The sequence below is a fragment of the Streptomyces sp. NPDC053048 genome, assembly GCF_044547045.1.
Lineage (GTDB): Bacteria > Actinomycetota > Actinomycetes > Streptomycetales > Streptomycetaceae > Streptomyces.
Map to the genome: position 1 here is coordinate 16,306 of NZ_JBITZS010000005.1, position 17,789 is coordinate 34,094.

Here is a 17,789-nt window from a genome sequence, read left to right on the forward strand (position 1 = left end):
CGCGCTGCTTGTCCTCGCCGTATGGCTGGCGCCCGCACCTGTGGGGCGGGCGCCGAAGGCCCAGGGCGAGTTCAGGTCTTCCTGGGCAGTCATGGTCCGAGCTTCTCTGGGCGCCGAAAGGCGGCTCCAAGGGCGCAACCCGCGCAGCGGTCCAGCACAGGGCCCGTGCGGCGAACTCCAGCACAGGCCGTTCGCTAGGGCCGAACCCGACCGGCCGTGCACCGGCACTGGCCGGGACGCGTGCAAGGAGCCCTTTTCACATGTCCGTTCTCGGCGTTGCCATATCCGCTGCCGCCGGAGCCCTGGCTGGAGCGGCAGCGCGCCCCGTGGTCTTCGCCCGCTCGGTCCCCGCTCCCGCGACCTCCTGCAGCAGCTGCCCACACTGCGATACCGCCCTCCTCGACTCGCGCCGGCTCCGCCCGGCTGCCGCCCTCGGGACGCTGCCCGACATGCGCACAGCGCATCGGGTCCCCCGCGCTCACGGCGGAGCTGTCAGCAGCCGCGGCCTTCGCCGCACTCGCGGTCGGCGGCGCCACGAGCTGGTTCGCCGCCGCACAGTACTGGCTCGCCGCCTGCGGCATCGCCCTCGCCCTGATCGACCTCGCCGTCCAACGCCTGCCCAACGTGCTCACCGCCCCAGCCGGCGCCGGAACGATCCTGCTGCTCACCGGAGCCGCGCTCGCCGGCGAACCCGGCAGCCTCGGCCGGGCCGCGGCCGGAGCCGGAGCCGTCACCGCCGTCTTCCTCCTCCTCGCGCTGACCGCGGGAATGGGCCTGGGCGACGTCAAACTCGCCCCGGCCATCGGCGCCCTCCTCGGCTGGCACAGCTGGACCAGCCTGTGGTGGGGCACCATCGCCAGCTTCCTCATCGGCGGCGTATGCGGGGCGGTGCTGCTGGCCACGGGCCGCCACCGCCGCGCCCAGGTCGCGTTCGGCCCCTTCGTGATCATCGGCGCGCTCGCCGTATCCGCCACGGCCAGCTGAACCACGAGGTGGTGGGCTACTGCACCGCAGTCGGTCACGGCAGCCGTTGCCATCCCCTCTTCCCCAAGGCGAGCCCCGGGCCCGGGGCCAGGAGGACACGGGGTATCCGCAGGCATCGCATGGCACAGCCCCCCGGAGGGGGTGCGTGCCGCCCGCAGCCCGTGGGCGACGCGAACCGCCCCCGATATGGTGAACAGCAGATTGCCGCTGATCGCGCTGGAGAAAGAGTCCCCCATGCCGAAGGACCTTCCCGTCCTGGACGGCCAGGTGATCATCGGTCGCCCCGCGCAGGGCAAGGGCCTCCTTGCGCCGGACGCCACCCCACAGAGGTACGTGCACCAGTTGCGCCGAGCGGCTCTGAAGATCCAGCAGCGGCAGGCTGATCCACGAGCTGCCGGCTCGGTGTACATCGTCTTCGCCGACACGGAAGACCTGATCAACCGGCACCCTGACCATGCGGAGCTGCACCGGCTTCTGTCCGACGTCGCCGCGCAGGGGCCCGAGGTGGACGTCCGCCTGATACCCCCTCCTGCCATGTAGGGGTATGAGGGCGATCACCAGGTGACCTCCGACCGCAGTCCCTCAGAGGCCTAATCGCCGCTACCTCTACGAGCCGGACGGGGCCGTGATCCGCGCCCACCTCGTGGCGGAGGTCGCGGAGGAGCTGGACGGGGGGCTGGTCGACGAGACGATCGCCTACGTGGCGTCGGACGAGCTCCGCCCCACGCCGTACGCGGCGGCGTACGAGATCACCGACGTGCTGCCCTTCAACCTGAAGAAGCTCAAGGCGATCGTGCGGGAGCGCGGTATCGGCGTGGCCGTCATCAAGAAGCGGGGGTCGGCCGTCGAGCCGGAGGAGCTGCGGAAGAAGCTCAAGCCCGACGGTCCGAACACCTGCGTGATCATCCTGACCCGGGTGGCCGGCGCGCCGGCCATGCTGCTGGGGCGGCCGGCCCTGGGCGTAGCGGGGCGGCCGCCGGTCAGAAAGCGTTCATCAGGAACTCGGGGAGGATCGACGTCACCGCTTGGAAGGAGTCGGCGCAGAACTTCTTGTCCTTCTCCTTCCCATCAGTGAGGGTGATCTCCACTCCCTCCCCCAGGGCGGTCTTCACATCCTCCCCGCGGCCGATCCTCACGAACACCGGAGCCAGCTGCTTCAGCAGGTCGATGACGACGGCCTGGAAGGCGGGGTCGTGGACCCTGTGCGGGTACGACTGCGCGACGTGCCTGCCGATCTCCTCCGGGCTCATCGGGGGCCGCTCGTCGTAACCCTTCTTGGGTATGGCGTTGAGAATCGCCGGGATGGTGGCGGTCGCGATGTTGAACGCCTGACCCCAGAAGGACTTGTCCCCGATACGCTCGGGGTTCCGCAGGGCAGGGGCAGAGGCGTCCTGGTAGCTCTTCTGACCCACCTCGGCCGATTTCAGGGCGGGGATCGCCTTGGCGAGGTGCGCCGCGCATGTCGCGATATCACCGTCCAGGTGAGGTGTCACTCCGTCCCCCTGCGGCGTCTCGTGATCCTCGTGGTCCGTCGAGGTGTCCTGGTGTCCCCGGAGTCCGTTCGCGAATTCACTGAGCGCCTGATTGATCTTTTCCTGAACGTCCATCTGATGCAGCTCCTTGTCGGGTGCCTTTGTCCCGTGACCGTCCGGCCCGTGCGGGGACTTGGTTTCATCCGGGGGGCGGTACTTCGAGTGATCGCTGGTCTGCACCTGGTAGTTGCGGGTCAGGAGAGGAACATCGAGGAGGGACTGATGATGAGCCGGGGCGGAGACTTTGGGGTGCTGCTCGAATTTGAGCCGGTCGAGCCGCTGGGCGACGCGGTCGCGCAATTCACCCAGTGAGAGCGAGGCGTTCGCCGTCTCGCCCAGCGCGCCGACAAGGGCGAAGGTGAACGCCGAGAGGTAATCGGTGGCCTGGCTGCCGGCCGCCGCCGTCTGGGTGTCCTGGCATGCGGCGAAGAGCACGCCGTCGAGTTCGGTGGCGGCCTTCATCGGTACGGGCGGGGCGGCCCGGCCCGGGAGAAAGTGCTGGACGCGGGCGTCCGTGACGTACTGGCTGTACGGCATGGACATCGGTACGAACTTCTTGATCTCCGGGTACTCCTCGTCGGCTCCCGCGTGCGCCACATAGCGCTTGACCTTGGTCACCCTCGACACGCCCTGCGCGTCGACGTAATCCTTGTCCATGCCTCCCGCATGGCAGGCGTCGAGGATGACGGTCAGCACTCCAGGAGGCACGCCGAGGCTGCGGTTGTCCAGCTCCTTGTCCTCCAGGAAGCGGTCGTAGAGGCACAGCACGTCCGTCAGGACCTTCGGCTTCGTGCCAGGGTTCTTGTCGTAGCGGTAGCCGTGCGAGGACTGGTAGAAGACGCGCCGCTCACCCGGCTGGGCGTCCTCGACGAGCCATGCCAGGTCCTTGCGTACGGTCTCCAGTGTGGCGGCGGAGTTGTGGCGTACGCGGATGCCCTGGTCGGTGAATTCGAACCGCTCGATCAGCAGTTTTCTGATGGCCTCGCTGTCCTTCACACAGCTGTTGAGGTCGTTCGCCGGGTTCGGATACTCGTTGATGCCGACCAGCAGGGCACGGTCCACCGTTTCCGCCTCCCGTCGCGGGGGTTATTTGATGGGCGTGACCGCCATGTCCAAGGGCCCCCTGCCCTTCACGCCGCCGCGGCACTCGTACGAACCCGCCGGTAGTTTCTTCGCCAGTTCGTACGCCTTCCTCAGGCAGTCGCCGAGCGCCATCTGCCCGTAGGCATTGGGGTGCAGGGACTCCTGGATGCTCCCCTGCTCGATCCCGAATCCCATGTACCGGACCCATTCCGCCTCGGACGCCGGAAGAGGGTTCTTGAAGTTGTGCGACTCGGTGGACTGCTGGACGCCCTTTCGGCACACCTCGTGGCCCTCGAAGGCGTGCTGGAGGTCGAGGAAATCCGCTCCGGTCTCCTTGGCCGCCTCCTTGATCATTTTGGCGATCTCCGGCACGAGTTTCTTGCGCGACCAGTCGGCCTCCTCGTCGCCGAAGGGGCAGCCGCCGGGGTTCCAGCGCTCCCCCTCCCAGAGGATGCCGGTCTTGTAGCGGTTGTCGGTCCCGGCCGGGAGCGGCGAGGGGTACGACTGGATGCCCAGCCGGTACTCGTGGTCGCGATAGCCGGCGCTCTTCATGACCGTACGGATCTCCTTGAGCGTCTTCACGATCTTCGGCTTGGCTTCGTCCAGCTTTGCCTGAAGGTCGGGGTCCTCCTGACGGCAGGACTTCAGCTTCCACCTCGTCTCGTAGGCGACGTAACACGCCCTGATGATCCCGGCGAATCCCATGTCGTTTCCGCCGATGGAAACCTGGATGAGCTCGATCTTGCGCTTCTTGTCCTTGGCGAGTTTGGTCAGCTCGGCGATCTGGGGAGGTTCGCCACGGCGCCAGCGCTCGAGAATGTCCAGCGTCTTGGCGCCCGAGCAGGCCAGGTTCTCGGCGAAGTCCGCCTTGATTCCGGCGCTTTCGATCTCGGCGATATCGGAGCGGTGACAGGATCCGGAGGCCCTGCCCATCCGCACGTCGCGGCTGGAGCTGTAGACCTCCCGCTCGTCGGGAGGCCACGAGCAGTTCTTCCCCCGGTTGTCACAGCCCTTGGCGGACCGGTCCGTTCCCCAGCGGTCCCCGAAGGTATCGGTGCCCGCGTAGGCGGCATTGGCCCACCAGCGGCCCGCCTCGCCGGAGATGTAGCTGTCCCCCATCGAGATGATCGTGGTCTTCCTCCCCGCCGCCCCGGTCTCCTCGGCGGTCCGTCCGGATCCGGACGCCTCCGGGGCCCCGCATCCGGTCACGGCGGCGAGGGTGAGGACGAGCGGTAGCGTGACGGCCACGAGGGCCGGGCGGCGGGCGGGCGTGCGGCGGGAGGAAAGGTCTGTCATCACGCGACTCCACTCGTTCGCGGACAGCGGCAACCTCGGCTCGCCTGCGAGAGTAGGAGCGCGGTGGGCCCGCGAGCAGCGGGCCGAACCGGCCTGCGGGCGCCAACTCGCCATTGTACGGGGCCCGTTGGCGGAGCGGTTACGGGCGAGCCCCCGTCCGCACCACGGGGGTGCGCCCGGCGCGTGGCGCGGGGCGCGGCATGGCCGGATCCGTACCCTTGAACGTTCCTGCGGGGACTGCCCGTGAGCCGGAGTGGCCGGATATCGCCCCCGCCCCCGCCCTCGTCAGAACGGTGACCGCCAGGACGGGTGGGAACGGCTCGCCCACGCGCCCGCCGGGGCGGTGGGCCACGCGGGCCTGGGATCCTCCGGGATGTCCTGCTGGACGCCGAGGTGGTGCTGCCGCAATCGGTGGCGCGGGAGGCGGAAGCTGCGGTGGCGGCCTTGGCGCAGGTCAGCCCGGAGCCCTACGGGGCGGCAGCATGGCACGGCTACCGGGACCGGTTCCTCGACCGCTACGGCCCGAACGCGCTCGTCCCCTTGACCGAACTCGTCGATCCCGCCACGGGTCTCGGTCTGCCCGCCGGATTCCACGGCAGCGCTCCCCCTGTACGGCCCGCCCTGTCCCGGCGCGACGGGCGGCTGCTCGCACTCGCCCAGCGGGCCCTGGCGGACAGGCGGGATCTGGAACTCGACGAGGCGACGATCGCGGCATTGGCGCTTGGTGATCCGGCGCAGATGGATCACCCTGCGCACACGGAGATGCTGATCGAGGTCCACAGCCCTTCCCCACAGGCGCTCACCGCCGGCGACTTCCTCATCGCGACCCGCGGGCTGTCCCGAGGGTTCGGGTACTTCTCCGGCGGCCGGTTCGCCACCTTGCTCGCCTCCGAGCGCCCAGGCCGCCTGGCCGCAGCGCTCGCCGAGCGGCCGACCCTCATCGAAGGCGCCGTGCCAGTGCAGCTCACCTTCCCGGCACTGCGGTCCTCCGCGGGCAACCTGATCCGCTGCCCCCAACTGCTGCCGCACCAGATCAGCCTGTCCGAGCACCGGCAGCCCGAACCGGGCACCGTCACGTTCCCGCTGTCCGATCTGGGGGTGCTGTGTGACGGCCACCGCCTTCACCTGGCCTCCCGTTCGCGCCGGCAGGTCCTCGAGGCCGACTTCCCCCACCCGCTGCAGATCGAGTTCCAGACGCCGGCCATCGCGCGGTTTCTCGACGAACTCGTCCGAGGCCAAAGCGCGCGCCTGACCGGCCCGGTCGGAGAGCTCCTGCCCTTCGACCGGGATGCCGCCCGCCACCTTCCGGCCCTGCCCCGCCTGCGCCACGGGCGCACCATCCTCGCTCCCGCGACCTGGCGCCTGGACCCTGCGGATCTCCCCGGCCGCAAGGCCGGCACCGCCCAGGGGCAGGACGCCTTCACCACGCTGCGCCAACGCCAAGGCATCCCCGTTCGGGTTCACCTCACCCGCTACGACATGCGCCTGCCTCTCGACCTCGATAACGGGGCCCACCTGGAGCTGCTGCGCCGCGAGCTCGAACGGCCGCAGGACGGCCCCCTTCGCTTCAGCGAGGCCCCGCGCCGGACGCCTACGGCTGGTGCGGCCAGCCGAGCTCGTGGTGCTGCTGCGCTCCGCCGCGCCGCCACGGCCCGCTCCCGGCTCGGGGCCGCGACGGCCATCTCCTCCCCAACCCCCGGCTTCGTCCCCGGGCCTCGCGCTACGTGTGCGCCCGGCTCTACGGCCCGCCCCAGGGCCGCAAGGCGTTGATCAGCCGGCAGGTGCCGCGTCTGATCGCCGGCCTCGGTTCCTGCCATTGGTGGGTCCAGCCCGGTGATGCACCCGTCCCGTACCTGGACCTCTTCCTCCGGGACGAGGAAGCCGGGACCTCGCCTGGCCTGGTCATGCAGCAGCTCGGCTGGTGGGCGCAGCACCTGGTCGAGGACGGGGTGGTGGCGGACGTCGCGCTCGTGTCGTATCGCCCGCACATCGGGCAGTGGGGCTCGGGTCCGGTGCTGCGCGCCGCCGAGCGGTGCTTCGCGGCCGACTCCGCCGTGGTGGCCCAGGAGTTCCTCCATCCGCCGCGGCTCGATCGCCATGTGCTGGCCGCGGTGCACATGGTCGACATCGCGGCCGGCTTTCATGGCGGACGCGATGCGGGCATGCAGTGGCTGGCGGCGGCTCAGCCCAAGCCCGTCCTGGCGGTGGGCCTGCCCCGGGACGTGCGTGCGGAAGCCGACCGGGTCCGCACCGGCCCAGAGCCGCCGGCGCACTGCCTCTTCAAGAAAGCTGTCAGCGACGCCAGCGCGTGGGCCGCGCGTCAGCAGGCCCTCGCGGACTACCGCACCGCCCTGGCCACCTTCGAGCCGCACCTTGACACCACCGAGGTCCTGCACGGCCTGCTGCGAGAGCACCACCGGCTGGCCGCCGGCGACACGGACGAGAGCGCCTGTCTCCACCTCGCCCGCACGGCCGCCCACGCGCACCTCGCCCACCAGCGGCGCGCCCGCCGCAACCCCCGGTGATCCCCTCTACCGTTCGGAGCCCTGGATCATGTCCTGCGTTCTCGCTGCCGTGCTCGACCTCGACGACTGCCTCGTCGACACCGCCGCCACGACCGACCCGTACGCCCAGTGGTTCGCCCGCGCCTACGGCGTGCCGGTCGAGGAGGTGAAGGCCGCCGACCAGTTGCACGACGGCCGGCGCCACGCATTCTTCACCGACCTCAAAGACCGCTTCGGAATCAAGGTCCCGGTCACCGAGCTGTACGCGGAATACCGCCTGCGGGTGCCCAGGCTCACCCCGTACCGGCCCGAGGTGTGCCAGATGGTGCGCGCCCTGCTGGATGCGGGCTGGCGGCTGACGGTGCTCTCGAACGGCGCCCCGGACACCCAGTGGGCGAAGCTCCGGCACAGCGGTCTCCACCGCTTCTTCCCACGGCACCGGGTCGTGACCTCCGGGGAGTGGGGGCCGCGGAAACCGGAGCGTGAGCTCTTCGCCATCGCGCTCGACGCCCTGGATGTGCCGACCGCAGTCATGGTGGGTGACTCCCTCCACGACGACATCGCCGGGGCTAAGGCCGCCGGCCTGTACACCGTCTTCTGGCTCGCCCTCGGCCGCCAGCTGCGCGACGGCGACCCCCAGCCGGACCACGTGGTCCAGACCGTCACCGAAGCCGGCGACTTCCTCCTCACCGCGACCAACCTCGTGATGCCCATCCCCGCCTAGAACCTCACGCCACCGCCGGCCGCTCCCGGCCGGCTCCTACCCGGCGGCCCGGCCCCAACCCACGAGGTCCTCGTCCGCCTGCTGCGCTCCTACCGCGCCGGACCGCTGCCACCCACCGTTGAGGAGCTGTCCGCGTGGTGGCGCTCGGTCACCGCCGCCCGCGAGGGAGCGCCGGTGTGCCTGTTGCTGGACAACGCGACCTCGGCCGACCAGATCTGGCCCCTGCTGCCCGGTGGCCACGGGCACCTGGTGGCGGTCACCAGCCGCGAGCTGCTGGCCGGTCTGGCCCGCGACGGCGCCGCGCTGCACCAACTACGCCTGAGGGATCCCGAAGCGGCGACCGAGTATCTCGCCCGCTGCCTCGGCTCGGGCCGCATCGCCCGCGAGCCGGACGCCGCCCGCCAGATCACGGCCGCGACCCATGGCCTGCCGCTGGCCCTGGGGCTGGCGGTCACCGAGCTGGCCGCGCACCCCGGCCGGCCGCTCACCGACATCCTCGCCCCCAGCGCTCACCCGGGCCCCGGGCCTGCGCCCCGCCAACGGCGGCCCGACAGCCCTGAGGGAGCCATGACCACCGGCCTGGACCGCACCTACTGGAATCTGCCGCGCGACGTCGCCCGCGTCTACCGGCGGCTCGGCCTGTTACCCCTGCCCGAGACCGACACGGCTCTGACCGCGGCCGCCTGCAACCTGCCGGCCGGCGAAGCCGACCGGGCCCTGCGCGCCCTGTCCGCCGCCCGGCTCCTGGAGGACGTCGCCGACCAGGTGGCTGGAACTGGGAGATGCCCCCGAACGTCATCGACCACCAGGCCGTCCTCCAGGCCGCGAGGGAAGGCCGCTGCAACGAGGCCGCTCAGATGGCGGCCATAGGCGAGCGCGAGGACATCAACGCCCACGGAATCAACTCGGATCAAGCCATCTCATGGCTGGTGACCCAGGCCCAGGTAGCGGACCTGTGCGGCAACCATGACCAAGCGGCACGCCTCCGCGCTACGGTCACCCGCATGGGTAAGGACACCAAATGGTGGGAACGGCAGGCCGCGGCCAGCGACACCGCAGAACCGGTATGGCACAGCGCACCCCAGCCGCCGCCCCCAACTCCGTCCCCACCGGCCCGCGGTGGCGGTGGGGAACCCGCGCGACGGCGACGACGCACGTGGCCCTATGTCGCCGTGATCGCGGCCCTGGCCCTCGCGACTGCAGGCGTGTGGCAGAACGCAGATGACGACCACCAGCGCCAGGAACGTCAGGAGAAGGCCGCCAAGTACAAGGGCCGGTCCGGCGCAGCGCTCGACATCGACGGCGTCAAAGCAGACGTCGTGGCCCACTGGAACAGCAACAGGGACCACGTCATCGTGGAGCTGCGCACGTACGCCGACCAGAACGCCAAATTCCTGCGCATCGACACCACATCAGGCCAGAGCGCGCAGACCAAGCGCGACACGTGGTTCCCCAAAGCACCTCAGATCTCGGTACCGGTCAGAGATCCGCTTGCCGATGTGACAGTGCGCGCAGCGGTTGGCGGAAAAGGCTGGCACGAGGGTGCTCAGCCGTCCACCCGGACGGTGCGCCTGTCGCCGACGGGGATCGCCTATGACGCCGAGACCGGCCAAAGCCTCCCCTCAGATCTTTGACCCACGCACGAAGCGGACCCTGTCGCCGACCACGATTCGGGCAGCAGGTCCGCCTTTTATGTTTCTGCGCTGTTAAGCGAGGCCCTGTCGCAGTGCTGACCCGTAGCCCTGCCTGGTCCTCAGCCGCCCCCACTGCTGCCGAGGATTGGATAGGCCGCCCGGTCCGCACGTCTCATACTCCGCGCGCCCGCCAACAGTTCTCTGCCACCACGGGGCGCCGCTGCCCGCTCGCCGTTTTAAGCTTGTTCTTTATGGTCTGAGTCGGTTTCGTTCGGTGATACTCTCGGGTCGTTTCGCGGTCTTGCCCACGTCGTAGCGGGTGGCGGGCCGCCGATTCTTCGAGCCAAGTGGCATTCCAGAGCTGGGAATTGAGGGTTTCGGTGCACGGGCCGGACAGTGCAGGTGCGGGCGGAGGTTCCGAAACCCTCGGCGGACTCGGGCCGGGGTGAGCCGCCCGAGCTCGGCAGGCTTCTCCCACGGCCGCCGCAAGTCGGCGGCGGCATCGCGCAGAAGACGAATCTGGGTGTGCGCGGCGATGATCAGCCAGGTCCAGCGCTCACCGGCCTCGGGGGACCGCAGCTTCGGACGGGTCCACTCGAGGGTCTGTTTCATCATCCTGAAGAGGTGTTCAAGGAGCAAGCCGCACTGCACACGTATACGAGTTGAGGCGGGGAATGCTCCGATTGTAGGGGTTGATGGCCTGCTGGCCGTGGCTGCCCCTGTCCGGCGGTTGCGCGAGCGGCAGGCCGGTCGTGTGGAGGGTGGTGAGCCGCAGTGGACGGGCCGTGTGCCGCCGAGCTCCCCAGATTCCGGGGTGGGAGACCGTTCCGGAGCTGAACCGTCAACAGGTGGTGCGGCTGCTGGCGTTGCTGGCCGCGCGGATCGTGACCGTTCCCGACCTGCCGGGGCGGGGGTGACCACGGTGAGCGTGACGGCTGCTCCATGGGACCGGATTGAGGGCAAGGTCCAGTCCTGGCATCTCGACCGTCTCGCGGTCCTCTATGTCCGTCAGTCGACTCCGCAGCAGGTCATCGACCACGCGGAGTCGACCCGGCTGCAGTACGGACTCACCCGGCGTGCTGTCGATCTGGGCTGGGCGCCGTCGCGCGTCCTGGTGATCGACGAGGATCTCGGCCATTCGGCGTCCGGCCTGGTGGACAGGCACGGCTTTCAGCGGCTGGTCTCGGAGGTCGGACTGGACCATGTGGGCCTGGTCCTCGGTGTCGAGATGTCCCGGCTGGCGCGAAGCGGCCGCGAGTGGGACCAGCTGCTGGAGCTTTGTGCGCTGGCCGGGGCCCTGCTCGCCGATCCGGACGGTGTGTATGACCCGGCCGAGCACAACGACCGGCTGCTGCTCGGGCTCAAGGGCACGATCAGTGAGGCCGAGCTGCATCTGATCAAGCAGCGGATGTGGAACGGGCGGATCGGCAAGGCCCGCCGCGGTGAGCTGGCCGTGCCCCTGCCGGTGGGCTATCTCCGGCTCGCGGACGGCCAGGTCGTCAAGGACCCGGATGAGCAGGTGCAGACCGTGGTCCACCTGGTCTTCGACCTGTTCGATGAACTCGGCCTGATCAATGGGTGTTGCGTTTCCTGGTCGATCACGGCATCCAGGTGGGCATCCGCGCCCGCGAAGGGCCGGAGAAGGGGCTCCTGGTCTGGCGCAGGCCCAGCCGGATCCTGGTCCAGAACATGCTCCGGCATCCGGCCTATGCAGGGATCTATGTCTATGGCCGCAGCCGCACCGACCCCCGCCGCCGCGTTCCGGGCCGCCCGTGCACCGGCCGTGTCCGCAAACCGCGCGAGGACTGGTTCGTGTACTTGCCCGGGGCGCTGCCCGCCTATATCGGCATGGAACAGCATGAACGCAACCTGGCCCGGATCGAGGCGAACCGGGCCTGCTCGCTGAGCATGGGAGCTCTCCGCGACGGGCCGGAACTGCTGGCCGGGCTGATTCACTGCGGCCGCTGCGGAACCCGCATGACCGTCCACTATCAGCGCGGCCAGGGCGGCAAGCTGTGGCCGAAGTACGAGTGCAGCCGCGTCAAGGCCGATTACGGCGGCGAGTTGTGCCAGCAGCTCTCCGGAGCCTGCCTCGATCGCTTTGTCACCGCTTTGCTGCTGGCCGCCGTCGCACCGGCTGCCCTCGAGGTCTCGCTGGCCGCGGCCGAGCAGGCCCAGCACCGGCAGCCAGGAAGTCAACCGGATCTGGCGTCAGCGTCTGGAGCGCGCGGACTATGCCGTCGACCGGGCCCGGCGCCAGTACCAGCTCGCCGAGCCCGAAAACCGCCTGGTCGTCCGCGAGCTGGAGCGCAACTGGGAGTCCGCGCTGGCCGGGCGGCAGCAGCTGGGCGAGGAGTACGACCGCTTCGCCGCCGTCCGGCCCCGCTTCCTCACCGCAGCCGAACGCGAGCAGATCCGGGCCCTGGCCGGCGATCTCCCGGCCGTGTGGCAGGCGTCCACCACGACCGACGCGGACCGCAAGCAGCTGATGCGGCACCTGATCGAGAAGATCCACGTCACCGTCGTCGCAGACAGCGAACGCGTCACCGTCCAGGTCACCTGGGCCGGCGGACACCAGACCGACGGCGAAGTCGTCCGACCCGTCAGCCGTCTGGACCAGCTCAGCTAATTCCCCCAGCTCGCAGCCCGCGCCCGCGAACTCGCCGCAGCCGGACACGCCGCCTCCGCCATCGCGAAGGCCCTGAACGCCGAGGGCTTCCGCCCGCCCAAACGCCGCGATCACTTCGGCACTCAAGGCGTCCGCGAACTACTGCGCGAACTGGGCTGCATCAGCCAGCAGGAACGGAGCCTCCGCAGAAAAGCCCAGCCCCTCGGCCCCGACGAATGGTGGCCGACTGACCTTGCCCGAGAGACCGGCATGCCCCGCGTCACCCTCTTCGGCTGGATCACCCACGGCTGGGTCACCGCCCACCGGCTCGACGACCGGCGCCATTCCTGGGTCGTCCACGCCGACCCCGCAGAAGTCGAACGACTCCGCAGCCTGCACCAATGCCCCGCGGCCACGGAGCACGCCAACCCTGGCTGCGGCACCAGCGGATGGCGATAATCCAGAACGAGAAAGGAGCCCACGGCAATGACGGCGAACCGCAGGTATGACAGCACTGCGGCTTGCTCATCTCGATGTCGAATCTCCTCAGGAACACCTGCCAGCGCACGTCGACGTCCTCGCTGTTCAGGCCAGTGGCGGACGACCAGAGCCAGAGCGGGAGCGGGTCGCCTCCACCGGGCAGGCGGTCGACCTGGAGGCGAATCAGTGTGCCTTCGATGATGGGGAGTTCGCCGGTGTGGTCGATCCAGGCGGAGCGGGTGGTCAGGCGGGGGTGGATGCGGTCCCAGGCCATCGCGCGGGCGGTGCCGTACCGGTCGGTGATCTGCGCGGTTGCCGCGTCCGGCTCGCCCCAGGTGTCCGGCTTGGCGAAGCGGAACTCCTTGCCGTGCTTCGGCGGGCGCCCGCCCTGGGGATAGGCCAGGGCGTACTCCTTGAGCGAGGGCGTCGGCCGTCGCATGACGCGGTCGGAGCGCATCCGCCCCAGCACCTCGACCGGAAGGCCGGCGAGGAGATAGGCCATGCGCGGGGCGTCGTAGCCGGCGTCGAAGACGATGAGGATGTCGCGGTCTCCGAAGTGCCAGCGGCCCATCTCGATCAGGTCCGTGACCACACGCCGGAGCTGGGCGGCGGTGACCTCGGCGACATCGTCCTCAGGCCCGAGACGGACGGCGTCCAGCATCTGGCACCCGGACGTCCGGCCCGATTCGAGGGCGGCGACGAAGGAATACGGCCAGCCGGGGATGAACTGGTCCGAGGACCGTCCGCGGCGGCCGTAGAGGTGGCAGAACAGGCGGTCCGCGCTGGTCGGCGCGTCGGGGCGGAGCCAGTTGCTGACGTCGACGGCCAGGACCAGGCGCCCGTCGACGGCCCGCGGCATCGGCAGACCGGCCAGCACCTGCCGCAGCCGGGGCACGTCCACGTTCCCGTGGTTCAACGCCTCGTACATCGGGCCGTGCCCACGCCGGTGCTCGGCCACCAGCGTCAGGTCCACCGGCGACGCTACCGGGCCGTCCACGCACAGCAACGCATCCACGAGCTCGAACGACTCGTCCCCGCGCGCGGTCAGTCGAATAAGTCCTCCCGGAAGCGTGACGCTTGCGCAAACGCTTCCCCGTGACCGGCGTCAGACAGCAGACTCACCTTCACGGTCTTCGTCTCGATCGGTGCACCTTGGTCGGAGCATATGATCAGACGAAGGCCGCTCCAGCGTCCGGCGAACACCTCGGTCAGTGACCTAGTTCGGGGCTCATTTCGACCTCGGAGGTTGGACCATCTTGGGTTGCACAGGTTGAAGCGGGGAACGTCCCTTGCATGAGCAACTCGGTGACCTCGCTCCTGATCGCCTTCGTCGGCATTGTCGGCACGCTGGCCTCGGGGTTGCTGACCCAACGTGCCGCCGAGAGGTCCAAGGCACGGGAGTTGGAGCATGCGGAGCGTCAACGCCTTGAGGACCGTCGGCATCAAGAAGAGCGCGCGACCGTAGACGCCCGCCGGGTCTGTTACGTGGCCTTGAACACCGCCGCGTTGGACTACCACTCCGCGCTGAACAATCTGCGCTATGCCCTCGTCGGCGGTACCGTCACCGAAGACCTGCGCTCCCGGCTGGACGTAGCTCGCCAAGAGCACCGTGCTCAGCATTCCCAGGCTCAGATGGCGGTCCCCGACGTGGTGCTGGAGGCTGCGCAAGGGGTCAACATCGGCCTCAATCGGCTCTATGGAATCCTCAAACGCATCGATGGTGGCTTTCCGCCCCGGCGGCCCGGTGAATCCATCGAGGTTGCAGACAAACTCATCAAGCAGTTGTGGGACCAACTCGCGGCAATGATGGCGGCGATGCGCGCTGATATTGGAGCCTCTGTAGCACCCGCCGAGTCGTCCCCTTTGCCGTAGCCCGGCGGGCCTTCGCACTGCGGTTGGCAGCCGCCGACTTGCGGCGGCCGTGGGAGAAGCCTGCCGAGCTCGGGCGGCTCACCCCGGCCCGAGTCCGCCGAGGGTTTCGGAACCTCCGCCCGCACCTGCACTGACCGGCCCGTGCACCGAAACCCTCAACTCCCGGCCTTGGAGGCCACTTGGCTCGAAGAATCGGCGGCCCGCCACCCGCTACGACGTGGGTAAGACCGCGAAACGACCCGAGAGCATCACCGAACGAAACCGACTCAGACCATAAAGAACAAGTTAAGAGCCTGTGAACAAACCCCCGTCTGCCCGGATCACTCCGTTTTGGGCAGGCACTCGGCGAGCAGGTCGACGACGTCCCGCCAAGCTCGCTGCGCGTGCTGAGGGTGATAACCGACCCCGGGAAGCATGATGTGGTCGACCGGTGGGTGATGGAAGGCGTGCAAGGCGCCGCCGTAGACCACGAGGCGCCAGTCGACGCCCGCAGCCTGCATCTCGGCGGTGAACGCCTCCCGTTGCTCGGGCGGCATGATCGGGTCTTCCGACCCGACCCCGGCCCACACCGGGCAGTGAATGCGCGCCGTCTCGCCCGGTCGGCCCGTGGTCAGTCCGTTGACTGTCGCGATCGCGCGCAGGTCGACGCCGTCGCGCCCGAGTTCCAGCGCGATTGCGCCCCCGGTGCCGTAGCCGACGGCGGCGATCCGGTCCGGGTCGGTCCGCGGCTCGGCGCGGAGCACGTCGAGCGCCGCGTGGCCGATGCCTCGCATCCGGTCGGGGTCGGCGAGCAGCGGCATGCAACGGGCCAACATCTCCTCAGGGTCGCCCAAATAGCGCCCGCCGTGGAGGTCGAAGGCCAGCGCCACGTATCCCAGCTCGGCCAGCGCATCGGCCCGGCGGCGCTCGACGTCGCTGAGCCCCACCCCCTCGGGCCCGACCAGGACCGCGGGCCGGCGGCCGACACCGGCCGGGACCGCGAGGTGCCCGATCATCGTCAGGCCGTCGGCCAAGTATTCGATCGTGCGCGTTGTAACTGTCGTCATGAGCCTGGACTGTAGTGATCGTCGAGCCCGGTCGGGCCGGTGTTCCGCCACTGGCAGAAGGCAGGCCTCCTCATCCTTCTCATCGCCTCCAGGCTTGCCGGAGCTGACCTGCCCGGCTACCTCGTGCGGATCACGACGGCCGACGACGGCCCGGTGACCACCTCCAGCGGCGTCCGGCTGATGGCCGACCTGACCCTCGACGACGTGGCCGGCCCGACCGACACCCTGCTGGTGTCGGAGGCGATCGAGCTCGTCGACAGCGGCGTGGAGCCAGTGATCGACGAGGAGGTCACCAACTGGCTGCACCATGCGGCCCTCCAAGGCCCGGCCGATCGGATCGAACTGCGCGACAGCGCACCTGCCGGCCGCCGCCGGGCCGCTCGACCGCCGACCCGCCACGACCCACTGGCTCACCGCAGGACGATGGGCCGCCGAACACCCCGGCGTCCGGGTCGAGGCCGAACCGATCTTCATTCGGGACGGGCGGGTGTGGACCTGCGCCGGCGTCACCTCAGGGATGGACATGGCGCCGACCATGGGGGCCGAATACATGGACGCCTTTCGGCGCGTCAGGGTGCGGGACCGTGCTGTAGGACGTGCGGGGTTCGCCGACTGTGTGAGACATCCCTCTCCCGTCGTCGTGGCGCTGGTGGCCTGGGAAGGTTGACCATGTAGTCATGACCTCCTCGCCCCGCCCGCCGCACGTCGATGGCCGACCGGATCCGATATGCGGGACCACCGCGCTCGGTGGGGATTCCGTTCCCGCCCGCGGGTACCTGCTGGACAACGCGCGCGCCGAGGCCGGCGAGCGATTCGTCTGGCTGGCCGAGCTGTTCGACGGTGTGACGCGCGGGCACTTCGATCGACTGGGGGTGGGGGCCGGCTGGCGCTGCTGGGAGGTGGGGGCCGGTGGCCCCGGTATCCCGGAGGCGCTCGCGGCGGCCGTCGGCCCGACCGGGCACGTGCTGGCCACGGACATCGACCCGTCGTGGCTCAAGGCAGGCGACGGGTACGAGGTGCGCCGGCACGACGTCACCGCTGATCCGCCCCCGGAGGTGGGGACGTTCGATCTGGTGCACGCCCGGCTCGTGCTGGTCCATGTACCCGACCGGGCTCGCGCGTTGGCCACGATGGCGGCAGCACTACGGCCCGGCGGCTGGCTGCTGGTCGAGGACGCCGACACCGCTCTGCAGCCACTGGCATGCCTCGACGACAGCAGCCCTGCGCAGCGGCGGGCCAACCGGCTGCGCGACGCGATCCGGGAACTGCTGGCGCGCCGCGGCGCGGACCTGCGCTACGGCCGGACACTGCCGCGGGCATTGCGTGAGGCCGGCTTGGTGGATGTCGCCGCGGCGGGCTCTTTCCCGGTCGGCGGGCCGGCCTGCGACCGGCTGGAGGCGGCGACCATCCGGCACGTACGCGGCGAGTTGCTCGCGGCCGGCCTGGCCGACGACGCCGAGATCGACGCGCACCTGGCCGCCATCCACGCAGGCACACTCGACCTGACACTCGCCCCGCTGATCTCGGCCTGGGGACGCCGCCCAGCAGAGCACCCTCCGGCACTCGGTTAGGTGCGGATCCAGGCGTTGTCCGACCTGCCCACAGCGCTGTTTCGTCGAGGGAGGCCAGGCAGCTCGCTCCGGTGCGCGCTGCGCGTCACCGGAGCTGGGGCCAGCCCGCGCACAGGCTTCGAAGACCATGGAGTTCTGGACGCCCCGTGATCGAGGGGGAAGACCGTACCTGCCGATACATCATCCCCCATCCCGGCTGGCCTCGAGCCAACTCCACGAGCAACCCGAACCCCGCCCCGAGGAGATCCCAGGGCTCCTGGAGCAGCTGGCTGAAGTCCCCGACACACGTGACCCGCGCGGAGTGCGCCACGCCCTGGCCGCCGTGCTCACGCGATCAGGGGCAGAAATAGCCGTTAAATCATTCTTGCCGCGATTTCCCGTGCCCAGCCCTTGTATGTCTTAGATTCATCAGTGTGCATGGCGACGGAACCGCCGGGCGGCCATGGCGGAGGGGC

General features: G+C 69.8%; 14 protein-coding genes and 6 pseudogenes. 15 read left to right on the plus strand and 5 right to left on the minus strand.

Annotation, left to right across the window (positions count from 1 at the left end):
* Positions 1 to 276 precede the first annotated feature (276 nt).
* From ACIG36_RS14000 to ACIG36_RS14010, 3 genes and pseudogenes are all read left to right on the plus strand, one after another.
* Positions 277 to 984 carry a prepilin peptidase gene (locus ACIG36_RS14000; protein WP_399926516.1) on the plus strand — a complete coding sequence of 236 codons (708 nt, stop codon included), beginning with the start codon at positions 277 to 279 and terminating at the stop codon, positions 982 to 984.
* Between the two features lie 201 nt (positions 985 to 1,185).
* Positions 1,186 to 1,524, plus strand: a complete 339-nt coding sequence (locus ACIG36_RS14005) for a hypothetical protein (protein WP_399926518.1) — start codon at positions 1,186 to 1,188, stop codon at positions 1,522 to 1,524.
* A gap of 46 nt (positions 1,525 to 1,570) precedes the next feature.
* Positions 1,571 to 2,059: pseudogene (locus tag ACIG36_RS14010) on the plus strand (hypothetical protein); the annotation flags it as partial.
* Here ACIG36_RS14010 and ACIG36_RS14015 read toward each other — a convergent pair.
* Together ACIG36_RS14015 and ACIG36_RS14020 are read right to left on the minus strand one after the other, a co-directional pair.
* Entirely contained in the window at positions 1,965 to 3,578 is a 1,614-nt protein-coding gene (locus ACIG36_RS14015; RefSeq protein ID WP_399926520.1) for a caspase family protein, read from the minus strand. The pseudogene ACIG36_RS14010 and the gene ACIG36_RS14015 overlap by 95 nt on opposite strands.
* Positions 3,579 to 3,602: 24 nt before the next feature.
* On the minus strand, positions 3,603 to 4,895 hold the full coding sequence (locus ACIG36_RS14020) for a GDSL-type esterase/lipase family protein (protein WP_399926522.1): 1,293 nt from the start codon (positions 4,893 to 4,895) through the stop codon (positions 3,603 to 3,605).
* 309 nt (positions 4,896 to 5,204) lie between these two features.
* On the opposite strand from ACIG36_RS14020, the gene ACIG36_RS14025 reads away from it, so the two are divergent.
* From ACIG36_RS14025 to ACIG36_RS14045, 5 genes are all read left to right on the plus strand, one after another.
* The gene (locus ACIG36_RS14025; protein WP_399926524.1) at positions 5,205 to 6,665 is read left to right on the plus strand and encodes a lantibiotic dehydratase family protein; all 1,461 of its coding nucleotides are present in this window, start codon (positions 5,205 to 5,207) and stop codon (positions 6,663 to 6,665) included.
* 11 nt (positions 6,666 to 6,676) lie between these two features.
* A complete protein-coding gene (locus ACIG36_RS14030; protein WP_399926526.1) occupies positions 6,677 to 7,420 on the plus strand; it encodes a thiopeptide-type bacteriocin biosynthesis protein in 744 nt (247 codons plus the stop codon).
* Positions 7,421 to 7,448: 28 nt separating this feature from the next.
* Positions 7,449 to 8,123 (plus strand): HAD family hydrolase, encoded by a 675-nt coding sequence (locus tag ACIG36_RS14035; protein ID WP_399926527.1) that lies wholly within the window; start codon positions 7,449 to 7,451, stop codon positions 8,121 to 8,123.
* 174 nt (positions 8,124 to 8,297) lie between these two features.
* Positions 8,298 to 8,993, plus strand: coding sequence for a hypothetical protein (locus tag ACIG36_RS14040; RefSeq protein WP_399926529.1), 696 nt, complete (start codon positions 8,298 to 8,300; stop codon positions 8,991 to 8,993).
* On the plus strand, positions 8,981 to 9,757 hold the full coding sequence (locus ACIG36_RS14045; RefSeq protein ID WP_399926531.1) for a hypothetical protein: 777 nt from the start codon (positions 8,981 to 8,983) through the stop codon (positions 9,755 to 9,757). Before ACIG36_RS14040 ends, ACIG36_RS14045 begins: the two co-directional genes overlap by 13 nt.
* A 249-nt stretch (positions 9,758 to 10,006) precedes the next feature.
* Here the strand turns inward: ACIG36_RS14045 and ACIG36_RS14050 are convergent.
* Positions 10,007 to 10,390, minus strand: a pseudogene (locus ACIG36_RS14050) (transposase); the annotation flags it as partial.
* A gap of 131 nt (positions 10,391 to 10,521) precedes the next feature.
* Between ACIG36_RS14050 and ACIG36_RS14055 the strand changes: the two are divergent.
* The 4 genes and pseudogenes from ACIG36_RS14055 to ACIG36_RS14070 all read left to right on the plus strand — a co-directional run bounded on the left by ACIG36_RS14055 (position 10,522) and on the right by ACIG36_RS14070 (position 12,386).
* Positions 10,522 to 10,674: a hypothetical protein gene (locus ACIG36_RS14055; protein ID WP_399926533.1), complete on the plus strand. Its 153-nt coding sequence runs from the start codon at positions 10,522 to 10,524 to the stop codon at positions 10,672 to 10,674.
* 11 nt (positions 10,675 to 10,685) lie between these two features.
* Positions 10,686 to 11,144: pseudogene (locus tag ACIG36_RS14060) on the plus strand (recombinase family protein); the annotation flags it as partial.
* Positions 11,145 to 11,446: 302 nt separating this feature from the next.
* A pseudogene (locus tag ACIG36_RS14065) lies at positions 11,447 to 11,812 on the plus strand (recombinase zinc beta ribbon domain-containing protein); the annotation flags it as partial.
* Positions 11,813 to 11,858: 46 nt separating this feature from the next.
* Positions 11,859 to 12,386 carry a hypothetical protein gene (locus ACIG36_RS14070; protein WP_399926535.1) on the plus strand — a complete coding sequence of 176 codons (528 nt, stop codon included), beginning with the start codon at positions 11,859 to 11,861 and terminating at the stop codon, positions 12,384 to 12,386.
* Positions 12,387 to 12,894: 508 nt separating this feature from the next.
* Here the strand turns inward: ACIG36_RS14070 and ACIG36_RS14075 are convergent.
* Positions 12,895 to 13,967: pseudogene (locus ACIG36_RS14075) on the minus strand (transposase); the annotation flags it as partial.
* A 171-nt stretch (positions 13,968 to 14,138) separates the two neighbouring features.
* On the opposite strand from ACIG36_RS14075, the gene ACIG36_RS14080 reads away from it, so the two are divergent.
* Entirely contained in the window at positions 14,139 to 14,717 is a 579-nt protein-coding gene (locus ACIG36_RS14080; protein WP_399926537.1) for a hypothetical protein, read from the plus strand.
* Positions 14,718 to 14,734: 17 nt separating this feature from the next.
* A pseudogene (locus ACIG36_RS14085) lies at positions 14,735 to 14,994 on the plus strand (transposase); the annotation flags it as partial.
* Between the two features lie 43 nt (positions 14,995 to 15,037).
* Here the strand turns inward: ACIG36_RS14085 and ACIG36_RS14090 are convergent.
* Positions 15,038 to 15,763 carry a dienelactone hydrolase family protein gene (locus ACIG36_RS14090; RefSeq protein WP_399927594.1) on the minus strand — a complete coding sequence of 242 codons (726 nt, stop codon included), beginning with the start codon at positions 15,761 to 15,763 and terminating at the stop codon, positions 15,038 to 15,040.
* A 677-nt stretch (positions 15,764 to 16,440) separates the two neighbouring features.
* Between ACIG36_RS14090 and ACIG36_RS14095 the strand changes: the two genes are divergently transcribed.
* On the plus strand, positions 16,441 to 17,334 hold the full coding sequence (locus tag ACIG36_RS14095; RefSeq protein WP_399926539.1) for a methyltransferase domain-containing protein: 894 nt from the start codon (positions 16,441 to 16,443) through the stop codon (positions 17,332 to 17,334).
* The last annotated feature ends 455 nt before the right edge of the window (positions 17,335 to 17,789 follow it).

Coding starts and splice junctions, on each gene's coding strand:
- ACIG36_RS14095 (WP_399926539.1), top strand. CDS start 16,441: ATGACCTCCTCGCCCCGCCCGCCGCACGTCGATGGCCGACCGGATCCG.
- ACIG36_RS14035 (WP_399926527.1), top strand. CDS start 7,449: ATGTCCTGCGTTCTCGCTGCCGTGCTCGACCTCGACGACTGCCTCGTC.
- ACIG36_RS14090 (WP_399927594.1), bottom strand. CDS start 15,763: ATGACGACAGTTACAACGCGCACGATCGAATACTTGGCCGACGGCCTG.
- ACIG36_RS14080 (WP_399926537.1), top strand. CDS start 14,139: ATGAGCAACTCGGTGACCTCGCTCCTGATCGCCTTCGTCGGCATTGTC.
- ACIG36_RS14020 (WP_399926522.1), bottom strand. CDS start 4,895: ATGACAGACCTTTCCTCCCGCCGCACGCCCGCCCGCCGCCCGGCCCTC.
- ACIG36_RS14045 (WP_399926531.1), top strand. CDS start 8,981: ATGGCGGCCATAGGCGAGCGCGAGGACATCAACGCCCACGGAATCAAC.